At 70.4% G+C, this 22,120-nt stretch carries 20 protein-coding genes and 1 tRNA gene; 10 read left to right on the top strand and 11 right to left on the bottom strand.

The genetic code is table 11. The annotated features are described in order from the left end of the window. Positions 1-99: 99 nt before the first annotated feature. Positions 100-1,731: a chaperonin GroEL gene (gene groL / locus LQK93_RS04920; protein ID WP_374970434.1), complete on the top strand. Its 1,632-nt coding sequence runs from the start codon at positions 100-102 to the stop codon at positions 1,729-1,731. Between the two features lie 118 nt (positions 1,732-1,849). Here groL and LQK93_RS04915 read toward each other — a convergent pair whose 3' ends face one another. Beyond that, entirely contained in the window at positions 1,850-2,140 is a 291-nt protein-coding gene (locus tag LQK93_RS04915; protein ID WP_374970433.1) for a WXG100 family type VII secretion target, read from the bottom strand. 155 nt (positions 2,141-2,295) lie between these two features. On the opposite strand from LQK93_RS04915, the gene LQK93_RS04910 reads away from it, so the two are divergent. Continuing rightward, on the top strand, positions 2,296-3,084 hold the full coding sequence (locus tag LQK93_RS04910; RefSeq protein WP_374970432.1) for a DUF4031 domain-containing protein: 789 nt from the start codon (positions 2,296-2,298) through the stop codon (positions 3,082-3,084). Positions 3,085-3,167: 83 nt separating this feature from the next. On the opposite strand, the gene LQK93_RS04905 is transcribed toward LQK93_RS04910, so the two are convergent. Continuing rightward, positions 3,168-3,662 carry a YajQ family cyclic di-GMP-binding protein gene (locus tag LQK93_RS04905; protein WP_374970431.1) on the bottom strand — a complete coding sequence of 165 codons (495 nt, stop codon included), beginning with the start codon at positions 3,660-3,662 and terminating at the stop codon, positions 3,168-3,170. 136 nt (positions 3,663-3,798) lie between these two features. Here LQK93_RS04905 and LQK93_RS04900 point away from each other — a divergent pair. The 4 genes from LQK93_RS04900 (at position 3,799) to LQK93_RS04885 (ending at position 8,103) form a co-directional block, all read left to right on the top strand. Beyond that, positions 3,799-3,879, top strand: a tRNA-Tyr gene (locus tag LQK93_RS04900). A 1,890-nt stretch (positions 3,880-5,769) separates the two neighbouring features. Next, the gene (locus LQK93_RS04895; protein ID WP_374970430.1) at positions 5,770-6,801 is read left to right on the top strand and encodes an AraC family transcriptional regulator; all 1,032 of its coding nucleotides are present in this window, start codon (positions 5,770-5,772) and stop codon (positions 6,799-6,801) included. A 421-nt stretch (positions 6,802-7,222) separates the two neighbouring features. Beyond that, the gene (locus tag LQK93_RS04890; protein ID WP_374970429.1) at positions 7,223-7,471 is read left to right on the top strand and encodes a hypothetical protein; all 249 of its coding nucleotides are present in this window, start codon (positions 7,223-7,225) and stop codon (positions 7,469-7,471) included. Between the two features lie 149 nt (positions 7,472-7,620). Continuing rightward, the gene (locus LQK93_RS04885; protein ID WP_374970428.1) at positions 7,621-8,103 is read left to right on the top strand and encodes an MFS transporter; all 483 of its coding nucleotides are present in this window, start codon (positions 7,621-7,623) and stop codon (positions 8,101-8,103) included. A gap of 145 nt (positions 8,104-8,248) precedes the next feature. Here LQK93_RS04885 and LQK93_RS04880 read toward each other — a convergent pair whose 3' ends face one another. The 5 genes from LQK93_RS04880 to LQK93_RS04860 form a co-directional block, all read right to left on the bottom strand. After that, positions 8,249-8,755 carry a hypothetical protein gene (locus tag LQK93_RS04880; protein WP_374970427.1) on the bottom strand — a complete coding sequence of 169 codons (507 nt, stop codon included), beginning with the start codon at positions 8,753-8,755 and terminating at the stop codon, positions 8,249-8,251. Positions 8,756-9,087: 332 nt separating this feature from the next. After that, positions 9,088-10,119 carry a GNAT family N-acetyltransferase gene (locus LQK93_RS04875; RefSeq protein ID WP_374970426.1) on the bottom strand — a complete coding sequence of 344 codons (1,032 nt, stop codon included), beginning with the start codon at positions 10,117-10,119 and terminating at the stop codon, positions 9,088-9,090. Then, the gene (locus LQK93_RS04870) at positions 10,112-10,345 is read right to left on the bottom strand and encodes a hypothetical protein (RefSeq protein WP_374970425.1); all 234 of its coding nucleotides are present in this window, start codon (positions 10,343-10,345) and stop codon (positions 10,112-10,114) included. Before LQK93_RS04870 ends, LQK93_RS04875 begins: the two co-directional genes overlap by 8 nt. Before the next feature lie 115 nt (positions 10,346-10,460). Beyond that, complete coding sequence (locus LQK93_RS04865; RefSeq protein ID WP_374969299.1) at positions 10,461-11,783, bottom strand: tyrosine-type recombinase/integrase; 1,323 nt, start codon at positions 11,781-11,783, stop codon at positions 10,461-10,463. Continuing rightward, positions 11,780-12,778 carry a tyrosine-type recombinase/integrase gene (locus LQK93_RS04860; protein ID WP_374970424.1) on the bottom strand — a complete coding sequence of 333 codons (999 nt, stop codon included), beginning with the start codon at positions 12,776-12,778 and terminating at the stop codon, positions 11,780-11,782. The genes LQK93_RS04865 and LQK93_RS04860 overlap by 4 nt, the downstream gene beginning before the upstream one ends. Before the next feature lie 818 nt (positions 12,779-13,596). Between LQK93_RS04860 and LQK93_RS04855 the strand changes: the two genes are divergently transcribed. After that, positions 13,597-14,706, top strand: a complete 1,110-nt coding sequence (locus tag LQK93_RS04855; protein ID WP_374970423.1) for a hypothetical protein — start codon at positions 13,597-13,599, stop codon at positions 14,704-14,706. A 562-nt stretch (positions 14,707-15,268) separates the two neighbouring features. Here LQK93_RS04855 and LQK93_RS04850 read toward each other — a convergent pair. Genes LQK93_RS04850 through LQK93_RS04840 form a run of 3 tightly spaced genes read right to left on the bottom strand, consistent with a single transcriptional unit; the run spans position 15,269 to position 16,760 of the window. Further along, positions 15,269-15,721: an arsenate reductase ArsC gene (locus LQK93_RS04850; RefSeq protein ID WP_374970422.1), complete on the bottom strand. Its 453-nt coding sequence runs from the start codon at positions 15,719-15,721 to the stop codon at positions 15,269-15,271. A gap of 11 nt (positions 15,722-15,732) precedes the next feature. Next, positions 15,733-16,413 (bottom strand): aquaporin, encoded by a 681-nt coding sequence (locus LQK93_RS04845; RefSeq protein ID WP_374970421.1) that lies wholly within the window; start codon positions 16,411-16,413, stop codon positions 15,733-15,735. Beyond that, positions 16,410-16,760, bottom strand: coding sequence for a metalloregulator ArsR/SmtB family transcription factor (locus LQK93_RS04840; protein ID WP_374971450.1), 351 nt, complete (start codon positions 16,758-16,760; stop codon positions 16,410-16,412). Before LQK93_RS04840 ends, LQK93_RS04845 begins: the two co-directional genes overlap by 4 nt. Positions 16,761-16,854: 94 nt before the next feature. Between LQK93_RS04840 and LQK93_RS04835 the strand changes: the two genes are divergently transcribed. Together LQK93_RS04835 and LQK93_RS04830 are read left to right on the top strand one after the other, a co-directional pair. Continuing rightward, positions 16,855-17,358, top strand: coding sequence for an ArsI/CadI family heavy metal resistance metalloenzyme (locus LQK93_RS04835; protein WP_374970420.1), 504 nt, complete (start codon positions 16,855-16,857; stop codon positions 17,356-17,358). A gap of 49 nt (positions 17,359-17,407) precedes the next feature. Further along, positions 17,408-18,232, top strand: a complete 825-nt coding sequence (locus LQK93_RS04830; RefSeq protein ID WP_374970419.1) for a GAF and ANTAR domain-containing protein — start codon at positions 17,408-17,410, stop codon at positions 18,230-18,232. A gap of 47 nt (positions 18,233-18,279) precedes the next feature. On the opposite strand, the gene LQK93_RS04825 is transcribed toward LQK93_RS04830, so the two are convergent. After that, positions 18,280-19,872: an Hsp70 family protein gene (locus tag LQK93_RS04825; protein WP_374970418.1), complete on the bottom strand. Its 1,593-nt coding sequence runs from the start codon at positions 19,870-19,872 to the stop codon at positions 18,280-18,282. Positions 19,873-20,035: 163 nt separating this feature from the next. Here LQK93_RS04825 and LQK93_RS04820 point away from each other — a divergent pair, with 163 nt between their 5' ends. Then, positions 20,036-22,102, top strand: coding sequence for a transglycosylase domain-containing protein (locus tag LQK93_RS04820; protein WP_374970417.1), 2,067 nt, complete (start codon positions 20,036-20,038; stop codon positions 22,100-22,102). The last annotated feature ends 18 nt before the right edge of the window (positions 22,103-22,120 follow it).

Genomic DNA, 22,120 nt, shown 5'->3' with positions numbered 1-22,120 from the left:
GCTGGGTTCGCAGCGACATGAAGCTGGGAAGACCGGTCCCGTCCGTCGCGGGCGTCATACGGGCCACCACCAACGTTTCGTGTGGGAGGAACCACCCGAATGGCCAAGACCATTGCTTTTGACGAAGAGGCGCGCCGCGGTCTCGAGCGGGGCATGAACATCCTCGCCGACGCCGTCCGCGTGACGCTCGGCCCGAAGGGCCGCAACGTCGTCCTGGAGAAGAAGTGGGGCGCCCCCACCATCACCAACGACGGCGTCTCGATTGCCAAGGAGATCGAGCTCGACGACCCGTACGAGAAGATCGGCGCGGAGCTCGTCAAGGAAGTTGCCAAGAAGACCGACGACGTCGCCGGTGACGGCACGACGACGGCGACCGTGCTCGCCCAGGCCATGGTCAAGGAGGGCCTGCGCAACGTTGCCGCCGGCGCCAACCCGATGGCCCTCAAGCGCGGTATCGAGAAGGCCGTCGACGCCGTCTCCGCCCGCCTGCTCGCGGAGGCCAAGGAAGTCGAGACCAAGGAGCAGATCGCCTCGACCGCCAGCATCTCGGCGGCCGACGAGGAGATCGGCGCCCTCATCGCCGAGGCCATGGACAAGGTCGGCAAGGAAGGCGTCATCACCGTCGAGGACTCCAACACCATGGGCCTCGAGCTGGAGATGACGGAGGGCATGCGCTTCGACAAGGGCTACATCTCCGCCTACTTCGTCACCGACACCGAGCGCATGGAGGCCGTCCTCGACGACGCCTACGTGCTCGTGGCCAACATGAAGATCAGCAGCATCAAGGACCTCATCCCGCTGCTCGAGAAGGTCATGCAGTCCGGCAAGCCGCTGCTGATCATCGCCGAGGACGTCGAGGGTGAGGCCCTCGCGACCCTCGTCGTCAACAAGATCAAGGGCACGTTCAAGTCCGTCGCCGTCAAGGCTCCGGGCTTCGGTGACCGCCGCAAGGCCATGCTGCAGGACATCGCCATCCTCACCGGTGGCCAGGTCATCTCCGAGGAGGTCGGTCTCAAGCTCGAGAACGCCACCCTCGACCTGCTCGGCAGGGCTCGCAAGGTCGTCGTCACCAAGGACGAGACGACCATCGTCGAGGACGCCGAGGACCGCAGCCAGATCGAGGGCCGCATCGCCCAGATCAAGGCCGAGATCGAGAAGTCGGACTCCGACTACGACCGCGAGAAGCTCCAGGAGCGCCTCGCCAAGCTGGCCGGCGGCGTCGCCGTCATCAAGGCGGGCGCGGCCACCGAGGTCGAGCTCAAGGAGCGCAAGCACCGCATCGAGGACGCCGTCCGCAACGCGAAGGCCGCCGTCGAGGAGGGCATCGTCGCCGGTGGTGGCGTGGCGCTCATCCAGGCCGCCAAGGCGCTCGACGAGCTCTCGCTCGAGAGTGACGAGGCGACCGGCGCCAACATCGTGCGCGTCGCGACCGAGGCCCCGCTCAAGCAGATCGCCGTCAACGCCGGTCTCGAGGGTGGCGTCGTCGCGGAGAAGGTGCGCGGTCTCGAGGCCGGCCACGGCCTCAACGCCGCGACCGGTGAGTACACCGACCTGCTGGCCGCCGGCATCATCGACCCCGTCAAGGTGACCCGCTCGGCGCTGCAGAACGCCGCCTCGATCGCGGCGCTCTTCCTCACGACCGAGGCCGTCATCGCCGACAAGCCCGAGAAGGCCGCTCCGGCCATGCCCGGCGGCGACGACATGGGCGGCATGGGCGGCATGGGCTTCTGAGCCCCACCGCTTCACCTGCCTCGCGCAGCACGTCCGAAGGGCGGTTCCTCCTCATGGGGGAGCCGCCCTTCGGCGCGCTCGTGGATGCGTGTGCGTCGTGGTGGCGGTTCGCGCGCGCTCAGCGGATGAAGAGGGCGCGCGTCGCGTTCTCGTGCTCGGCGTAGGCGGAGGAGGCCTTGAGCGTCAGGCGGCCGACGTCGGCGAGGGCCTCGGTCATCTGGGCCTGGATGCGCTGGTAGTCGTGCATGACCCGCTCGAACTCGACCTTGGCCGGGCCCTGCCAGTCGGCGCCCATGCCGGCCAGGCGGCCGCGCAGCTCGGCCGTGCTCGAGGTGATGGTGTCGGCGAGACGGTGGATGTCGCCGGCCGCGGCGGCGATGCGTTCGGTGTCAACGACGGAACGGGACATGGGTCTACTCCTCGATCGGTGGGCCGACCGGACGGCTGGCCTTGTGCGTTCGAGGCTAGGTCGGCCCGGGGAGTCCCAGCCGGCGTCATCCACAGGGCTGAAGGGCGGTCTGGGCCGAGCGGCACGGGGTCGTCCGGCTGGCCTAGGCTTCCCGCATGACCGTGTGGATCGACCAGCCCATCTGGCCCGCCCACGGTCGGCTCTTCGCGCACCTCGTCAGCGACGACTCCTACGACGAGCTGCACGCCGTCGCGCGCGCCGCGCAGCTGCACCCGCGCTCGTTCGACGGCGACCACTACGACGTGCCGGAGGGGCGCTGGCAGGATGCCGTCGACGCGGGGGCCACGCCGACGAGCGGGCTCGACCTGGCCCGTCGCCTGAACGCCTCGGGGCTGCGGCTACGCAAGCGCAAGCGCGACCGCGGGGTTCGGCGCGTCCTCGACGTGAGCTTCCCCAACGGTGCCAGCGACGTCGACCTGGTGGCGTCCGACGAGCCCATCGACCCGGCGCGGGTGCTCGCGGCGATGGTGTTCGTGCGCGACCGGCGGGGCGACTTCGTTGTCGTGCACAGCGTCCGCCGTGACCAATGGGGCTCGCCCGGTGGGTGGCGCGAGGACGACGAGACGCCGGTCGAGAACGCCGTGCGCGAGACGTACGAGGAGACGGGCCTGCGGCTGCGCCACTCGGACGTGCTCCCTTGTGGCTACGAGCGGTTCACGCCGCGCACCGACGACAACGTCTTCGGTCGGGACAGGCCCTACCTCCAGGTGTTCCGCACGCGGCTCGACGACGCGCGCCCGCCCATCCACGACGGCGACGACGGCATCCACGAGACGCGCTGGGTCACGCCGGAGGAGTACGCGCAGCTCTGCGGGCACCTCTTCTGGTGGCCCCTCGCGGTCGAGGTCTTCCCCGACCTGAGGGGCCTGCGCGCCACCCTCTAGACGCGCGTATGCCGCCCACCCAAGTGGACGGCATACGTCGGCTGTCGTGTGGGCTCGTTTGTCCGGCAGGCGTACCGGCGCGCTCAGCGCTGGTTGGTGAAGTTCAGTGCGACGTCGAGGTCCGCCTCGCGCAGCATCCGCTGGACGGCCTGGAGGTCGTCGCGCGACTTGCTCGACACGCGCAGCTCGTCGCCCTGGATCTGGCTCTTGACGCCCTTGGGGCCCTCGTCGCGGATCAGCTTGTTGATCTTCTTCGCGTTCTCCTGCGAGATGCCCTCCTTGAGCGGCACGTCGAGGTGGTACTCCTTGCCGGAGAGGCGCGGACCGGCCTCCGGGACGTCGAGGTGCTTGAGGCTCACCTTCCGCTTGACGAGGTGGGTCTGCACGACGTCGAGCACTGCGAGACAACGCTCCTCGGTGTTCGCCTTCATCTTGATGACGTCACCGGCGAGGTCGACCGAGGCGCCGACGTTCTTGAAGTCGTAGCGGGTCGCGATCTCCTTGCTGGCGCTGTTGACCGCGTTCGCGATCTCCTGCTTGTCGAACTTGCTGACGATGTCGAAGGAGGAGTCGGCCATCGGTGGGGTCCTTCCAGGTGCGTGTGGCTGGGCTGTCGGACGGGTGGGCTACGCGGGTGCGGACATGCCGGACTCGTCGCCGTGGTCCCGATTACGGACCGCGCCCGATCTCTTGCTATCCTTCCAGACGCACCAAGGCAGGTTGTCCGAGCGGCCAATGGAAGCGGACTGTAAATCCGTCGCGAAAGCTACGAAGGTTCGAATCCTTCACCTGCCACCCAGTGCTCAGAAGGGCCTCTGACCAGCGGATACGTCGGTCGGGGGCCCTTTCTGTCTTGTCTCGGGGCTGTCCGAGCGAAGCCGGCTACCCACGGCTCCATACTGGTGGCTGTGGGGAAATCGTGGGGAAGGCCCGAGCCTCTGGGCCGTGCGTCGGCCCCGAAGGTCTGCCGCCCAACACCAGCTGGACCCGTTCGCGCGCTGCCTCGTCCTGGCCAACGATGCATGACGCGTAGACGCGCAGCAGGACGTTGACGCTGTGGCCGGCCCACTCGGCGACCTGCGTGGCGGGTACACCGGCGTTGAGCCAGAGCGACACAGCGGCGTGCCTGAGGTCGTAGGGCCGTTTCGCCAGTGGCGAGTGGTACTCGGCATCGGTGAGGACGGTTCTACGCGCGGTCCCACACCCTGTAGACGACGCCCATCGACTGCGGGGTGGCGAAAGGGGGTGCCACAGGGACGCCGGCGCGGCCGGCGCGCGTCACGAACAACCGGCCGCCGACGCCCGGCTCGAACTGCTGTAGATGGCGGCGCAACGTCTCCACTAGTGCTGGCGGTGCCGGGGCCCGCCGTGTCGGTTTTTCGAGCCCGGTGCTTCAGGCCCCGGTCCTCGGTGGAGACGGCGCCGTCTGTCCAGGCGCCCCGGCAGTCTGAGTCGACCCGAGCAAGTTAAGCGCTCCTTGAGCGGGGCGGTCAGAACGGCAAGGTGGTGCTTGACGTGGGTTAGCCGGGATCTCGGCGCCGGGCTAACACTTCAGGCAGACGGGGGGAGGGGCGGCAGGGCCGACATTCGTCGGCCCTGCCGTCTTCCTCCGTGCTCCCTCGCCGAGCGCTCAGGGGCGGCCAGACCACGACGAGGGGAGCGTGGCTTCCCGCCCCAGCGTGGTGCGCGACTCGGCAGTCGGCGCTGCCATCGCGTACTCGAAGGCGAGACGCTTCCAGCGGTCTCGGTCCGCTCGAAGGCTGGCATGCTCGGCGTCCGCCGCCGCCATGACCATCGCGTATGCGGCGTGCCACCACTCGGGCGGGCCTCCGAGCTCGGATCGTAGCCACGCCAAGGCATCTTGGTATGGCTCGATCCGTTCGCCGGCAGCTGCCGTCCGCGGCTGCTCAGATCGGTCTCGGTCTACGTGATTCATGGTCCCCTCCCGCGGGCGGTCGCGGCGCTGGCGTGCGGCGGGCGGCCACCACACCTCGATGCTGTCGGGGCTGGTGTAGGGCTCGCCATTCATTTGCAGCCTTCGTGGGCGCATCGGGTGGTGGGGTGGGTACGGGTGGCGGTGTCGTGCGGGTGGGCGCCAGCGAGGGCTTTCGCGTTGGGTCCGTCGGCTTCCCACGGGCAGTGGGGGCGGGTGCAGGACTCGATGTCGTGCATGGCGTTCATGCGCCGCTCTCCTGCTCAGCGGTGGTGAAGGCCGGGCAGGTCAGCCCCGTCCAGCCCTGCTCGACCGCCTTGAACGTCGGCACTGCACGTACTAAAGGTCGTGGCCGTGGGCTCACCGTGCCGCGGCTCTGACCGCGCGGCCAGGCCAGCGAGGCGGGACAGACGCCGCTCGTGTCCATCGCGGGCAATCTCGGGAAGTGCTTTCATGCTGGTCCTTTCCTTTCGCGGGGCCTCCCGAACGACCAAGCGGGCGCCTGCAACAGAGGCAACAGCGCGACCTCTTGGGCTCTCTGAGCATGCGGACGTGCACCCGACGGAGGCCCCCAGGAGGGGAGGGGGCACCTGGGGGCCTCCTGCTGGGCTTAGGGGTAACCCAGCGAACGCGGCTGCAACGTTCTTCGGGCGTCGATGGGCTCAGGGAACCCAGCGATGCGATTGAAACGTCTTCGAGCGTAGAAGGCTCAACGGGACCGCACTACACGGAACCGGACGCATGCTTGTCACATGGGGACACTCCCATCGCGGGGTGGGTCGGTGCAGCCGCTGATCCGCGCCGCGACGCTCGACGGCTACCTGGAGCTGGCCACGGCCCTCGGCCTCAACGGGCCGGCTCTGCTCGCGCAGGTGGGTCTGGCTCTGGCTGACCTGCAGGATCCGACGTCCTGGCTGCCGGCGAAACGCGCCGTGCGGCTGCTGGACCTGTCCGCCAAGCTCTCGGCGCGCCCCGACTTCGCGGTGCTGCTCGGCGACCGGCGGCGCCTGGGTACTCTCGGGCCGATCAGCATCGCGGTGCGCGAGGAGCCGGACCTGCGACATGTCCTACAGGTCCTGACGCACCACGTGGTCACGTACAACGAGGCCCTGCGCATGCACCTGTACGAGAGCGAGGGCACCGCCACCGTCCGGCTCTGGCTCGAACTGGGAGTGCCGGCGCCCTTGGGGCAGGCCACAACGTTCGCCGTTGCTGCACTCAACGGCGTCATGAGGGCGGGCGCGGACGACGCGTGGCGCCCACTCGGCGCACACTTCCCCTACCCGGCTCCCGCGGACGTCAGCGCCTACCGCAACGCGTTCGGCCCCGGCGTGCACTTCGACCAGCCCTTCGCCGGCCTGACCCTGCGCATCCGCGATCTCGCCAACCCGAACCGGCTCTCGGACCCGCTGCTACGGCCCTACGCACGACAGTTTCTCGAAACCACCGTCGCCCGCAGAGGGCCGAGCGTTACTACCCGGGTCACCGAGCTGGTCGAGCTGCTGCTGATCTCTGGGCACTGCTCCCTGACCGCCGTCGCCAAGGACCTGCAGCTCGATCCGCGCACCCTGCGCCGACACCTGGCCGCCGAGGGCACCACGTTCACCGCCATCGTGGACGACACGCGGGCCGCCATGGCCGAGCGCCACCTCGGTAGCAGTGGCCAGCCGCTCACCGAGATCGCCTACCTGCTCGGATTCGACACCCCGGCCGCGTTCAGCCGATGGTTCAAGCACCGGTTCGGCATGACGGCCCGGGACTGGCGCAAGGTCTCCCGCGGTTAGGGTCGGCGCGGATCAGCGGCCGCAGAACCGACCCGCGATGGCAGTGTCCCCATGTGACAAGCATGCGTCCGGTTCCGTGTAGTGCGGTCCCGGTAACGCTTTCTACGCTCGAAGAGCGCTGCAACCGCGTCGCTGGGTTACCTCCTGAGCCCAGCGGGAGGCCCCCACAGTCCTTTCTGGGGCCTCCACGGGTGCACGTCCGCAGGGTCGGAGAGCCCAAGGTGTCGCGCTGTTGCTTCTGTCGCAGGCGACCGGTTGGTCGTTCGGAAGGCCCCGCGACAGCAAAGGACAAATGAAGGCACTTCCCGAGATTGCCCGACGGCTCACGTGGCTGGGACCAGGGGATGCGGCACGCGTTCGAACGTGACGCCCCTGGCGGTTCCGCGGTGAGACCTCGGACATTCATGACGAAAGGAGCGCCATGAGCGCCGCCACCCCCCCGCCTGCCCTCGACACGACGCCGCGACAGCTCACTGTTGCCGACCGATGCGACCGCTGCGACGCGCAAGCGTGGCTGAAGACAATCGACAGGTCTGGGCTGGACCTGCTGTGGTGCGCGCACCACGGCCGCACCCACCTGCCGGCGTTCCCGGACAAGGGCCTGGAGGTCGTCGTCGACGAGCGCGAATACCTGAGCGCCGCACTGAACCCGCCCCCGGACGCGGACTGACACGCCCCCGCCCCGCTGGTGCCTGCGCGTCGTCCGGGCGCCCCTGAGAACCGGCACAGCAGCGAGCGCGGCGGCTTCCATCCCCTCTAGCGGAGGGGCCGCGCAACAGGGCTTTACCTCAAGCGAGCTTGAGCTTGAACACTGTCGCCGTGGCCCTCGACGCACCCGCCGCCATCCTTGCCCCTCGGCTCCTCTCGCGCGTCAACGCGCCGCTCGCCCTCGGCGTCGTGGCCCTCGTGACGCTCGGCGCCTTCGAGAACCGTGCCATCTCCACGGCCCTGCCGACGATGCTCACCGAGCTCGACACAGTGAGCGGTTTCGGCGTCGTCACCGCGGCCCCGCTCGCGGCCTACCTCGTCTCGCTCGCGACGGCCGGCTGGTGGGCCGACCGCCGCGGCCCCGCGCCGGTGCTTCGCGCCGGCGCTCTCACCTTCCTGGCCGGCATGCTCGCCACGGCGTTTGCGGCCGGACTGCCGGTCCTCGTCGCCGGCCGACTGCTCGGCGGGCTGGCCGAGGGGCTGCTCGACGTCGGCGTCGCGGTGCTCGCGTGCTCGACCCGCGACTACGTCCCCGCGTCATGGCGCTCTTCGCGGCGGCCTGGGTGCTGCCCTCGGTGCTCGGCCCTGTGCTGACCGGTTACGTCACCGAGGCCGTCGGCTGGCGCTGGGTCTTCGCGGCCGGATCGGTCGTGCTCGTGCCGGTCTGGCTCGGCCTCGTGCTGGCCGTGTCACTCGCAGCCCTCGCGCTGGCCGCGCGCGTTTGCGACGTTGATGGACTTCAGTGGGCCGCTGTTTCGAGGGTGCCTATCTCGATGCTCGTGACGCCCTCGGGACACTCCCAGCGGGCAGAGGCGTCGGACGGTCCGACGGACGCACCTTCCGTCCGCCGATGAGGTGGTGCGTGCCGTGCGAGCAGTGGGTGACGGCCGCCGTGTTCGGGACACGCCGGCCATGTCGGGTCGATGCCACGTTCCCAGAGCAGGACCTGCACGAGCATTTGAACCGCGTCGGCGATGGAAGTCTTGGCCTCAGTGTCGCTGCCCTTGTCTGGGAAGTACTCGGTCGGGCGGCTCTCTGGGTGCAACGCTAGAGAGTCGCCGCCATCGAGCAGTCCGTGGGCATCCCACACCGGCGACTCTGGCCGCAAGCCCACCTCATGGACCACGGCTCCGATCCCAGCCTCCGAATCGACCCATTCGGACACGACTACGCGCACGCCGGCAGTGGCGGCCGCATCCCGAATGAGGGCTTCGCCACGCGCCTGAAGGTGCTCAATCTCCGACATGGATCAGAAGCATCCCACCCGTGCAGGCGACGGGCACATCCTTTCGACGCTCGCGCTCTGGGCACCCTCGGAGAGCGGCATGTCCGGTTATGACGAACGGTGAAGGCGTGACGGACTACTCGGCTGTTGGATCGTCCTCGTGGACAAGAAGTCGGCAGCCTCTAGTGCCCGCGAAGACCGCGCCCGCTACGTCGCCGTCGCCGTGCTCGTGCTCCTGAGACCCAGGGGACCGGCACGCGGTCCGACTGAATGTGGCACGTCGCGGTGTCGTGCGCCGGGGCCACCCAAGCGTCTGGTCGGACCACGCTGCCGAGCATCCCCCGAGACCAGCCTCAGGCCTGCACCTCGAGGTGCTGGTGCCAGGACTGCGTGCGGTAGTCGGTGACCCACCCCATCGCCGAGTAGAGGCCGTCTGCACCGGTCGGTGAGTCGGCGTCCACCTCGAGCCCGACGCGGTTGCGTCTCTGGCCTGCGGCCTCGGTGATGACACGGTTCAGCAGCGCCTTGGCCACGCCGCGACCGCGGGCCCGGCGATGCACGCCGATGTAGTCGATGTAGTTGCCCTCGACGCCGTCGGCGTCGGGCGGCAGCACCGTGGAGACTACCGCGCCGGCGGGCAGCTCGCCGTCGTCGGTCTGGACCGTGGCGAGCCACCAGTGGTCCCAGCGGTGGCCGGGGTCCTCCCGCAGGCGCATGACGAACTCCGGGAAGCTCTCGCGGTAGCTGCTGAAGTGGTCCTGAAACGACTCCTCGAGCACCCGGTGCACGGCCTGCAGGTCGGCAGCCACGGGCAGTCCGTCGTCGTGCTGCTCGACGGGACGCACCGTGACGCCCTGGCGCGGGCCTGGCAGGCTCGTGGCCTCCTCGGGCGTGACCCGCCGGGTCATCTGCAGCCACGTGCGCGTGCACTCGTACCCGGCAGCCGTGAGCCAGGCCTGCTGGCGCGGGTCGTCGGCGTAGGCGCCGGAGTCGAGCAGCGTCGTGCGCAAGCCACGCATCGCGGCGATGTCGAGGGCGTAGCGGCGCCCGGAGGCGAACAGCGCAGCCGCCAGTGCCGTCGCGTCCGCGTCGGGGAGCGTCGGCGCGACCGTCACCTCGAGCACGGTCCGCCCGGCCGCACGGTCGTGCACCGACAACCAGGCGACGAGTGCCCCCGCGGGGTCGTGCACGAGGGCCTGCCGACGCGTCCACGACCCGATCCCGGCGAGTTGGCCGAGCACGGCGTCGGGGTCGACGCCCGAGGACCCCTTGGCGGCGCGCTGGTGCTCCGCGAGCAGTGTGGTCACCGCCGGTGTGTCGTCGGCGTAAGGGACCCGCGCGGTCCACGGGCCGGGCAGGTCGAGGGTCACCGGCAGCTCACGCATGGGCCCACTCTCCCATCCCCTCGGCGCCGAACCGGCAGCGTCGCGCATCCCGCGCCGCACAGGGCAAACGGGACAGCGAGGCACTTCCGACCTTGCCGATCCGCCGGCTCTCGAACATCCCATCGTCGGCATTATGCACGTGATCCGGGTGGGTGCCGGGGTCGCTGAGCGGTCCTTCCTCGCTGCCGAGTGTGTGCCGGTGCTGGTCGGTGTCAACGTCGTTCATGCTCGCTGCGCTGCGCGTGCTCCACGTTGACGCCTCGGGCGCGCCGGCGCGGGGCGGCATGGGTCGAGGAAGGCCCTGTTGTGGCTGGGCCGGCGGGCGGGGTGGGGTGGTCATGTCAGGAGGCCTCGTGGTGGGTGCGGTCGAGGAGGTTGGTGAAGAGCTCGGCTCGGTGGGTCTGTCCTTTGGCGGCCGCGTCGTCGTGCTGGGCGAGCAGGGTGGGCCGGAACTCGATGCTGGTCTGGAAGAAGGTGCACGTTTCGCAGATGTTCTCGAAGGCGCAGTCGAGCGTGGGCGGCCTGGTGCAGTAGCCGTTTCCGAGGTGGCGGTGGTGCTCGCGGGACAGGCGGGCCAGGTTCGGCCCGAGGACGTCGGCGGGCAGCTGGCGGGCCTGTTCATAGAGGGCGTCGACCTTCTCGGTGACGGCGAAGTATTCGTCGGCGACGGTGCGGTTGGCGATCTTGGCGTAGCGCAGGGTCATGTCGAGGGAGCGGTGGCCGAGCATGGCGGCGATGGCCTCGAGGGACATGCCGCGGTTGATGGCTTGGGTGGCCAGGGTGTGGCGCAGGACGTGCGGGTGGAGGTGCGGTAGCCCGGCCGCGGCGGCGACGTTGTTCAGGATCCGGGTGACGGAGTGCCGGTCGGCAGGTCGGCCGTTCTCCCTGGGCAGCAGCAGCGGGTGGCCGGGCGGGACGTACCGGTCGCGGTAGTCATCGATCAGCTGCACGAGCTGGGGGTGCAGCGGCAGGTAGCGGTCCTCGCGGAGCTTGCCGACTGGCACGTGCAGCCACGGGCCGGCGCCGATGAGTACGACGGCGTCGGCGCGTAGCCCGGTGAACTCGCCGACGCGGAGCCCGGTGCGCAGCAGGACCTCGACGGTGACGCGCACGAGCAGCCGGGGGTCGTTGTGCGCGGCCCGGAGCAGCTGCGCGGCGGCGGCGTCGTCGAGCGCCTTGGGTAGCGGGTGGTCCTGGCGGGGCAGGTCCCCGGGAAACATCGGCACCCGGGGCGGGGCCTGCTCCCAGCCCCACTCGTCGATCCGGACGAAGAACATCCGCAGTGTCCCGAGCCGGTGCGCGAGCGTCGCGGTCGATGCACGCGGCTGGTGCTGCCCGGGCCGGGCGGCCAGCCACGGCTTGTAGCCCTCGATGTGGCGGCGGGTCACCATGGCGACGGTGGTGACCTCGGGGGCCTGCTCGAGCAGGAACCCCGCGAACGAGCGCAGCGCCTGGTCGGTGTTGCGGACGCTGCCCGGGCGCAGCACGCAGCCGATCTGCTCGAGGTAGCGGCGCATCGTCGCGGCTAGCTCCGGACGTGCCGCGTCCAGCTCGGCCCAGGTCCGCATTGGCGCCGTGCCGTTGTGGCCGCTGGGGTTACCGGCCGGTGATCCGGGCACCGGGCCGGGCGACGCCGGCCGCTTCACCGCCACCGCGGTGCTCATGGCCGGCTCCCGCCACTGCCGTTCGGGTGGCCGGCGAAGACCTGCGCGTCGATGACCTCGGCGGCCTTGCGGTATTGGCTGGCGAGCCAGTCATCGGCCAGGTGCAGATAGATCCGGGTCGACTCGATCGAGGCGTGCCCGGCCTGGGCCTGGACCGCCTCGAGGGCCATCCCGGCCTCCCGCAACCGGGTCAGGCAGGTGTGCCGCAGCTCGTGACAGGTTCCGTGCGTCAGCCCGGCGCGCCGCCGCGCCCCGGTCAACACCTCGTCGATTCCCCTGACACTCAAAGGATTCCCTCGGTTCGGGCCCTTGAGGACGAGGAACACGCGATCGGTGTCGTCGGTGCCGGTGGTGCGCGGTCGTTCCGCCTCCAGATAGCTGGCCAGCTCGGTGAAGAACCGGGAGGACACCGGCACGAGCCGCTGGTGCCCGCCCTTGCCCTCGGCGACGAACAGCCGGCGCTCGGCCACCCGCACGTCCTGCATCCGCAGCCCGAGGACCTCACACCGACGCAGCCCACCGAGGACCATGGCCGCGACCATCGCCCGGTCCCGGTGGGTGCGCAGCGCGCCGGTCAGCGCGTCGACCTCGGGCGGGGTCAGGATCCGCGGCAGCCGCCGGACCCGACGCGTCAACGGCACACCCTGACTCGGTCGTTGACGCTCACGACGCGTGGGCAGTCCCCGCGGCACCGGGTTGACCGGCACGTCCCCACGCACCTGCAGGTATCCGAAGAACCCCGAGATGCTCGACAGCCGCCGAGCGACCGTGCTCATCGCGACCCCCGCCGGCTCACCGCCGACACCCACCGCCGCGACCAGGCCCGCATCGACGCGGCCGGTCCGCTGGGCGGTGATGAAGCCGAGCACATCAGCCGGCACGACCTCCTGCGGATCCTTCGCCACGACGGTGAAGAACAGCTTCAGGTCGTACGCCGCAGCCAGCACCGTGTTCGGCCGACACCGACCCTCCAGAAACTCCAGATAGTCGTCCACCAGCGGCACCCCGAGACGGACCACCACCTCGCCAGACGGCCGACGAGAACGGATCAGACACGGATACAAGACAGACATCTCAGGCCCTCCAACATCAGAGGCGAGCAGCCACCACGGCTCCTTGAAATGTCCTGCAAGATCACGTGCATAACAAGCATGACAGGTAAAGAACTGCCGTCCAGGGAGCGGGGGAGGTCGACTGGGAGTCGGGGCTCATGTCCGGTTGAGCTCGAAGGTCCACGGCGGACGTCGAGTGTCCGTGGGGAACTCGTGGGGATGTTTCGCTAGCGTCCACATCATTGCTGGTCAACGAATCGCCTTGCCAGGACTGTAAATCCGTCGTGAAAGCTACGAAGGTTCGAATCCTTCACCTGCCACCCAGTGCTCCGAGAGGCCCTGACCAGCGAAAATGCCGGTCAGGGCCTCTCGCTGTACCCCGGGCCCGGCCGCGACCTGGGCCAGCTCGTGCCCTTGCGCGGCTTCGTCTCGGCCCTCTCGCCGAGTTCGAGGGCAGTGAGGCCGCAGCGGGCCCCGGCATCGTCAGGCACGAGTTGGGGGGCGCAATATGTCGCTCACGGCCAGCGCTGTCCTTGTAGCCCGGCAACGGGGGCTCTATCTGTTTTACGCGTACACAGCGGCGTCTCCTGTGTCATCGTTGGGTCAAGGGTTCGTGAAGGATTGCTGCATCGCCGGCGGCAACCACGGGACTTGATCTGGGTAGCGACGAAGGGGAGTGACGGTCGCGCCTCCCTGCGCCGGCGGCCGTAGCGCATCCGTTCCAGTCGAACGATTTCGCCGAATCAGTCAGGGGCGCACCCATGTACCTTCGCTTTGTTCTGACAGCCACCGCCACTGCCGCGCTCGTCGTCGGGTCGGCTACCGTCGGAGACGCCGCCGTGCTCAGTTCGACGCCGGTGTCGTCCTCGCACGCAGACGACGGCACCGTGTACGCGTCCGTCCTGGTGGGCAGCCGGCTGTTCGTCGGGGGCAGCTTCACCAGCATCGACGGGACTCGTCGAGTGCGTCTGGCGGCCCTGGATGCCGCGACGGGGCGGCTTGACACCTCCTTCCGTGCGGATGTGGACGGTGAGGTGCGCTCCTTGGCCAGTGACGGCCGCACCTTGTTCATCGGCGGCAAGTTCACCCTGGTCAACGGTGTCGCGCGGAAGAACCTCGCCGCGGTCAACGCCTCCACGGGCGCGGTCGTGGGCAGCTTCAACCCTGCCCCCTCGGGGATGGTGCGTGGCCTCGCCTACTCCGGCGGCAAGGTCTTCTTCGGAGGCGGATTCACCAAGGTGGGCGCTACCGCCGTCAACTACCTGGCGGCGGCGGACGCGGCCACCGGCGCGGTGAACCGCGCGTTCCCCAGCGCCGACGCCCCGGTCAACGTCGTCAAGGCCGTCGGGGCGAACGTCTGGATCGGTGGGGACTTCACCCACATCGGCTCGGCAACGCGCAGCAGGGTCGCCGCGGTCACGACCTCCGGAGGTGTCCTGGGCTACCAGACCACAGTGGGCGGTCCGGTCGACGATCTGGCGGTGGACAGCGCGGGCGTGTTCCTGGCCGTGGGCGGCGGGGTGGCGACGGGGAACTCCCTGTCCAAGACGACCTCGACCGGGGTGAGGGTCTGGCAAGTCTTCACGGACGGCGACGTGCAGGCCGTCGAGGTCGTGGGCGGCACGGTCTACGCAGGTGGGCACTTCGGGTTCCTCTGCGGGTCTCCGGCGTCAGGATGCACCAAGTCGGCGAAGAAGTCCTTCGTCGCTGACGCCGGCGGAACCACGCCCAACGCCCGAGCCTGGGCGACGTTCAACTCCCCGCTCGGCGTGTGGGACCTGACTGCGGCCGGGACCAACCTCTACGCCCTGGGCGTGTTCACCACGGTCAACGGCAAGTCGGCGCCGCGCCTCGCCCGCTTCCGGGGTTGACGCTGTCGCGCGCGATGAGGCCCTCTGACGGGCGGGGGAACCAGGCGGCGTGACTCCACACGTTGGTGCTACTCCGTACCTCGAAAACCTCACTGCGCCAACGGCTCTCACGAAGCGGGGCTCGTAGCGCCACGACCACATGCCGGGCGCGGGGCACCCGCCACCGGGAACCCCGCAGGGCCATGCCCAGCGGGGTGAGCCGGACCCCCCTCGACGCCCTCGACGCCTCGGTCCATGGATGTTCCATCGCAGATGCTGTCGCGATGCGCGGGGGCAACTGGAGGCGGGGGTCTCGTGCCGACCGGACGAGGAGGCCGCAACGAGATGCAGGGCGCAGGAGCACCGGGCGAGCGGCCCGGGCGTGAAGGGTGACGACCTCGGCGGGTGCCCACCGCCAGGGTGCGCGAGGGACTGGGACTCGGACTACGGCTGTCTGACCGTCGGAGCCTGCTCGGCGAATCGCCTTGTCCGAGCTCAAGATCCGTCGCGAAAACCCCGGCCCCGTCCCCGGCGCGGCCGAGGCCACCAGCGTCACGCCGGGGGCCAACTCGGGTCGAACGGTTCAGTGCTCCGGGAGCCCCGTGAGCCCCGTGAGCTCTGTGATGAGCTGCTGGACGCGGGCACGGATCTCGTCCCGGATGGGCCGGACGTGCTCGAGGTCCTGGCCCGCCGGGTCGTCGAGCACCCAGTCCTCGTAGCGCTTGCCGGGGTGGAACGGGCAGGCGTCGCCACAGCCCATCGTCACCACGACGTCGGCCTCGCGGACTGCGGCGTCGGTGAGCAGCTTCGGCGTCTCGGCGGCGACGTCGATGCCGTCCTCGGCCATGGCCTGCACCGCGACGGAATTGACGTGCTCGGCCGGCTGGGATCCGGCGGACAGGACCTGGATGCGGTCGCCGGCGAGATGCTGCAGGTAGCCGGCTGCCATCTGCGAGCGGCCGGCGTTGTGCACGCAGACGAACAGGACCGTCGGCCGGTCGGCGGGGACTTTGTCGGTCGAGTCGTAGTCGGTCACAGCCGTGCCTTTCAGGTCAGGGAGGTTTCGGCTTCGCGGCGTCTCGGGTGCAGCAGTGCAACCAGGCCGAGTCCGGCGGCGCCGCCCAGGAGCTGGGCGAGGACGAAGGCCGGGACGCTGACCGGTGCGATGCCGGCGAAGGTGTCGGACAGGGTGCGGGCCACGGTGACAGCCGGGTTGGCGAAGGAGGTGGAGCTGGTGAACCAGTACGCCCCCGTGATGTAGCCACCCACGGCGAAGGCGACCCGGCTGCTGTCGGCGCCGTGCAGGGTGCCGAACACGACGACCACCAGCCCCAGCGTGGCAACCACCTCGCCGAGCCACACCCCTGCGCCGGAGCGCACGTGCTGCGCCCCGGAGACGGCGGGCAGGTCGAACATGACGTTGGCGACGACGGCGCCGACCGCGGCGCCGGTCAGCTGGGCCGCGACGAGAGCCGCCGCCACCCGGGTGGAGATCGCCCCGAGCAGGCGCTCCAGCACGGTGATGACCGGGTTGAACGAGGCCGACACGGGATGCAGCGCCAGGATCAACGCGACGAGGACGGCTCCGGTGACGACGGAGTTCTCCAGCAGCTGCAGGCCCACGTCGTGGGGGGACAGCCGGCTGGCCGCCACGCCCGAGCCGATGACGGCGGCGACGAGGAACGCGCTGCCGACGAGCTCGGCTGCGACCTTCTGTCGCAGCTTCACGAGGCGGTGCCGGAGATCAGTGCTGCCAAGGCCGACAGGGCCCTCGGGCTGGAGCGGTAGTAGACCCACACGCCGCGCTTCTCCCGCTCGAGCAGGCCCGCCTCGTGCAGCACCTTCAGATGGTGGCTGATCGTCGGCTGCGACAGCTCGAAGGCGTCGTTGAGGTCGCACACGCAGGCCTCGCCGCCCTCGTGGGAGGCGACCAGCGACAGCAGCCGCAGCCGAACCGGGTCGGCCAGGGCCTTGAGCATCGGTGCGACCCGCTCGGCCGCCTCCTGGGTCAATGGCTCCCGACTCAGCGGGGAGCAGCAGGCCGCGGCCTCCACCGGGGTGAGCTCCAGCATCACAGACTTCGACATGCGTCGATATTGACAGAGGTCGATGGAAGGGTGCAACCTCGAGGGCACATCGACAATGATCGATCTCTTGGAGGGCGATCCCATGAGCCGCATCCAGCTCGCACTCAACGTCGAGAACCTGCAGGCCTCGGTGGCCTTCTACTCGGCATTGTTCGGCTCCGAACCGGCCAAGGTGCGTCCCGGCTACGCCAACTTCGCCATCGAGGAGCCGCCGCTGAAGCTCGTCCTCATCGAGAACCCGGGGCAGGGCGGCAGCCTCAACCACCTCGGCGTCGAGGTCGCCGACGTCGACACCGTGGATGCCGAGCAGACCCGGCTGGCCGAGCACGGCCTGGCCACGCGCGACGAGCGGGGAGCGACGTGCTGCTACGCCGAGCAGGACAAGTTCTGGGTCGAGGGCACCCCGAACGGCGAACGCTGGGAGGTCTACACCGTGCTCGCCGACAGCGCCATCTCCAGCGGCCCGGCGGAGGACGAGACGTCGGGTTGCTGCACCCGCCACGGCCGCTTCCGGCACGTCTCCGACGTGGTCAGCCTCGGATCAGACCCCCGAACGGGTGTATGTATGCCGGATGGGGACCTCTGAGGACTTCGTTACCGGGAAGAGCGCCGCTGGGCCGGCTGGACCGCACGCGGTGCCGTCGCCGCAGGACGAGCGCGAGCCGTCCGACGCTGCCTCGGGCGGCGGCACGGGAAGCCGTGGGCCGTCGCCGGAGATCGGTACGCCGGCCGGCTTCGCGTCGCTCGCACGTGACCTGTTCGAGCTGCAGGGCGTCATGCCCACCCTCCGCGCCGTGGTCACCCGCGCCCTCGACGTCGTCCCCTGCCAGTGGGCGGCCGCCGCGATGACGGACCACCTGACGAAGCACCCCGCCCCGCTCGCGGCCATGACGGACAGCTCGTTGATGCAGCGGGTGGCCTCCATCTCCGCCGAGGCCGGGGACAGCCCCGGGATCGAGGCGTTCAACACCGGCGCGGTGACCGCGTGCCCCGACCTGGCCTCGCCGGAGCTGCCGGAACGGTGGGCGACATACGCTCGCGAGCTGCTCCGGCGCACGGACATCAGGTCCGTGCTGTCGCTGCCCCTGCTCAGACAGGGCAAGACCGTCGGTGTCATGACGGTGTATGCCGACACTGCGGATGCCTTCGGTGCTGCCGCGACCGGTCGCGCGCGCGTGCTGGCCGAGCACGCAGCCATCGTGATCGAGGCGGCCCGCGCCGACGACCGCGCCGAGCATCTCGAGGTGGCCCTCGTCCGCAGCCGCATCATCGGGGCGGCCATGGGAGTCCTCATCGAACGACTGCGCATCGGTCCCGACGAGGCCTTCGCGCTGCTCCGCCAGCTCAGCCAGAACTCGAACCGCAAGCTCGCCGACATCGCGGCGGAGCTGGTCGAGACGGGCACCGTGCCGGGACTCGACGCTCGCGGGCGCGGTTGCGCCGGAGACGCCGTCACCTGAGTCCGCCCGCACCCTGCAGTCACGCGCTGTCACGCCCTGTCACGCGTTCAGAGCTGGAAGACGTGCTCCTGCCGGTAGCCGGTCGTGAGGTCGGTGAGGGACAGCTCGATGATGCCGGCGGGGTCGACGGTGTAGCGCTCCTCGAGCAGCGGACCGGCCTCCATGCGCACGATGGGCACCTCGGGCAGGGGCGACGACTGGCCGGAGCGTCCGTTCCCCGTCCCCGCGACAGCCCTCTGGAGCTCCGGGTCGAACGGGAACACGATCTCGGCCACCGGTGCGAGATCGCCACGCGGCTCGCCCTGGTCGTCGACCGATGAGTACTCGACGAAGCGGAACCAGCCGATGTTGTGAGCAGCCTGGTACCGGCGGGTCACGACCACGGGTTCCGCGCCCGAGGACTCACCCAGCGCATCGGCGGTCCGCAGCGAACGGTCCAGCACCGGGTCGAACGACAGGGTGGTCCCGGCCTCGCGCTCCCGGAAGACGCCGAAGCCGCGAGAGAGCCGGTCGCGCAGCGAGAAGCCCGCGTCGGGGTCGGCCGCGATGGCGAGACCGACCGCAGTGGAGGCGCTCGGCATCGGGGAGCGGTGCACTCGACGGCCGAACCGTGACCGCAGCAGGCGGGGCACCAGTGGCAGCCCGCTGGCCCCGCCGACGATGTAGATGCCGGCCACGCCCTGGAGCTCGTCGCCGTCCCCGTCGGGAGAACCGAGCGACTGCACCAGCGGCTCCATCGCCTCGGTCGTCGCCGCGACCAGCGGCGCGACGGCGGCGTAGAACTCGTCGACCGGAACGGTCACCGCGCTCCCGGCGCGCCCGTCGACCGCAGGGACCTCGACGACGACTCGGCGGGACTGCGGCCCGATGCGCTCCTTGGCCTCGCGGCACTCCTCCAGCAGGCTCGCCCGTGCCGCCTCCGGCAGCTCGCTTCCCGGGCGGCCGGCGACCTGTAGCGCAGCCGCAGCGAGGGCCTCGTCGAAGTCGTCGCCACCGAGCCTGTTCACGCCGAAGGAGTCGAGCACCTCGTGATGGGTGCCCGACAGCCGCAGCAGCGACGCGTCGAAGGTGCCCCCGCCGAGGTCGTAGACGATGACGAGGTCGCGCCGGGAGGTGATCGAGCGGGCCTGCCGGTGCGCGAACTCGAAGCTCGCGGCCGACGGCTCGTTGACCAGGCCGGCGACGTCGAAGCCAGCGCCCCGGCAGGCCTCCAGCGTGAGGAAGCGCTGGGCGCTGCCAGCCTGGGCCGGCACTCCCAGCACGGCCCGGGGCGCAGCCGCCCCGTCGAGCCGGCCCTCGATGCTCGACGCGGTCCGCAGCGCGACCAGCACGGCGGCGAAGAGCCCGGTGAGCACGTCGAAGAGCGGCACCTCGCGCTCGCCGATGCGCATGGGCGTGTCGGGCGTGACGCGAGGCTCGGCGAGCAGGCGCTTGAAGGAGCGGGCAGACGGCATACCCCGTCGTGCCGCCTCCAGGGCGGCGAACCCGTAGACGAGCGTGCCCCCGTCGTCCGCGACGACGGAGGGGAAGTGGTCACGCGCGTCGCCGTCCTCGTCGAGGAAGGCCACGACCGGGTAGTTGCCGCGATCGGCGTGCGCGACCACCGTGTGCGTGGTGCCGAAGTCCAGGCCCAGATCCATCCCCCAAGGCTAGGCCGCCACCCCCGCGAGGAGCGGTTCGGCCCGTATGCCGGTTGCGAACCGGGCGCGGGCCCGAGGCGCAGGTGCACCGGCGGTCACGAGCGGCCCAGAGACCTCGAGCAAACCCCAGACACCGCTCGGAGCCGTGCCTACCGTCGATGACATGGTCGCGGTTCCCCGACGAGACCTGGGCAGGACGATCCGGCTGCTGCTCGCCTTCGTGGTGGTGGCCATCCTGCTCGGGGTGCTGGGGGCGGCCCTGTCGGTACCGTCGGTGGGTGCGCTCGGGCGGCTGACGTCGGCAGGGGACTCGAGCTTCATGTCGCTGCCGAGCACCTTCTCGGCGGCGCAGCTGCCGCGGGGCTCGCGCATCCTCGCCGCCGACGGCTCCGTCATCGCCACCCCCCAGGACCAGAACCGCATGGTCGTGGGGCTCGGCCAGATCGCGCCGGTGATGCGGCAGGCGCAGGTCGCGATCGAGGACAGCCGCTTCTACAGCCACGGCGCGATCGACGTCAAAGCCCTGACGCGGGCGCTCATCCAGGACCTGCGCACCGGCACGGCGAGCGAGGGCGCCTCGACCCTGACCCAGCAGTTCGTCAAGATGACGCTGCAGGCCCAGGCCCTCGCGGAGGGCAGGAACGCGGCGGCCGAGGCAGCGGTGGCCAAGACGCTCCCGCGCAAGCTCACGGAACTGCGGTATGCCGCGTGGCTCGAGCGGACGTGGAGCAAGAACCGAATCCTCGGGGGGTACCTCAACCTGGCCTACTACGGCGACGGCGCCTACGGCGTGGAGGCAGCTGCCCGGCACTACTTCGGTATGCCCGCCAGTGCGCTGACGCTGCCAGAGGCCGCGACCCTCGCCGGCCTCGTGCGGAGCCCCAGCACGAGCGACCCCGTCCACCACCCGACCCAGGCACTGGCGCGGCGCAACCTCGTGCTGGGGCGGATGCACGCCCTCGGCCTGGTCACGACTTCGCAGTGGCGCGCGGCCCTGCGCCGGCCGCTCGCAGCGGACCTGCACGTGACCAATCCGCCCGCCACCTGCGCGGCCTCGCGCCACCCCTACTTCTGCTCCTTCGTGATCAGGTGGCTCGAGCAGCAGCCGGCGCTCGGTGCCACCGCGCAGGCACGCCACGACCTGCTCTTCCGCGGCGGCCTGACGGTGCGCACCACCCTCGACCCGTCCGTCGAGAAGGACGTGAACAAGGCACTGCGCGCGGTCGCCCCGGAGGGCAACTCGCTGGGAGTGGCGGCAGCGGCCTACGTGACGAGGCCGGGCACCGGCGACGTCCTCGCGCTCGGCCAGGACACGGCATACGGCACCGACGCCGGCGCGGGGCAGACGGAGCTCAGCTACTCGGTCGACACGGTGTACGGCGGCTCCCGCGGCTTCCAGTTCGGCTCGACCGCCAAGGCGTTCTCGCTGGTCACCGCGATGGCGCAGGGGGTGGGGCTGCACGCGACCGTCGACGCCCCGGCAGCCGGTCCGCACCAGCCGGCCATCTTCAGCCGCAGCCAGTTCCCCAGGCCGTGCGGTCTCTACAGCAGGTGGAAGGTCTACAACGACGAGGCATGGGGCGGCGGCACGATGTCGCTCATGGCGGCCACCGCCCAGTCGACCAACACCGCCTTCGTCTCGCTCGCGAGCAGGATCGGCGTGTGCGCGATCCACCGGACCATGACCGCGTTCGGGATGCACGACGCGAGCGGTGCACCGATCGGCACCTACCCGCCGCAGGTCGTCCTCGGCGCCCAGCAGGTCTCCCCACAGACCCTCGCGAACGCGTATGCCGCCCTCGCCGCCGGCGGGCTGCTCTGCCGGACCAGGCCCGTCACGAGTGTCACGCAGCATGGCACGGTGCTGCTGGCCCCGCCACCGTCGTGCGCGCGCGTCGCGGACGCCCGCGCCGTGGGCCAGGCCACGCAGTTCCTGATGTACAACATGACCCACGGCTCGGGCATCCTCAACCAGCTGAAAGGGCGGCCCTCCGCGGGCAAGACGGGCACCGCCGACGGCAACGCGCAGTCGTGGTTCGTCGGCTACACCCCGCAGCTGACGACCGCCGTGTGGGTCGGCAACCCCGTCGAGCAGAACCGCCGCATGTTCCACGTGTCCATGGCCGGCAAGAGCTGCACCGCGATGACCGGCGCCTGCTTCGCCGCCCCGATCTGGCGCCGGATCATGAGTGCCGCCCTGGCCGGGCAGCCGGTCGCCCCGATGCCGTGACCGGTGGGCTGCTCGCCG

It is taken from the genome of Terrabacter sp. BE26, assembly GCF_041941675.1.
Classification (GTDB): Bacteria; Actinomycetota; Actinomycetes; order Actinomycetales; family Dermatophilaceae; genus Terrabacter.
Note: the sequence above shows the minus strand (reverse complement) of the source record. Positions and strands in the feature narration are given on the sequence as shown.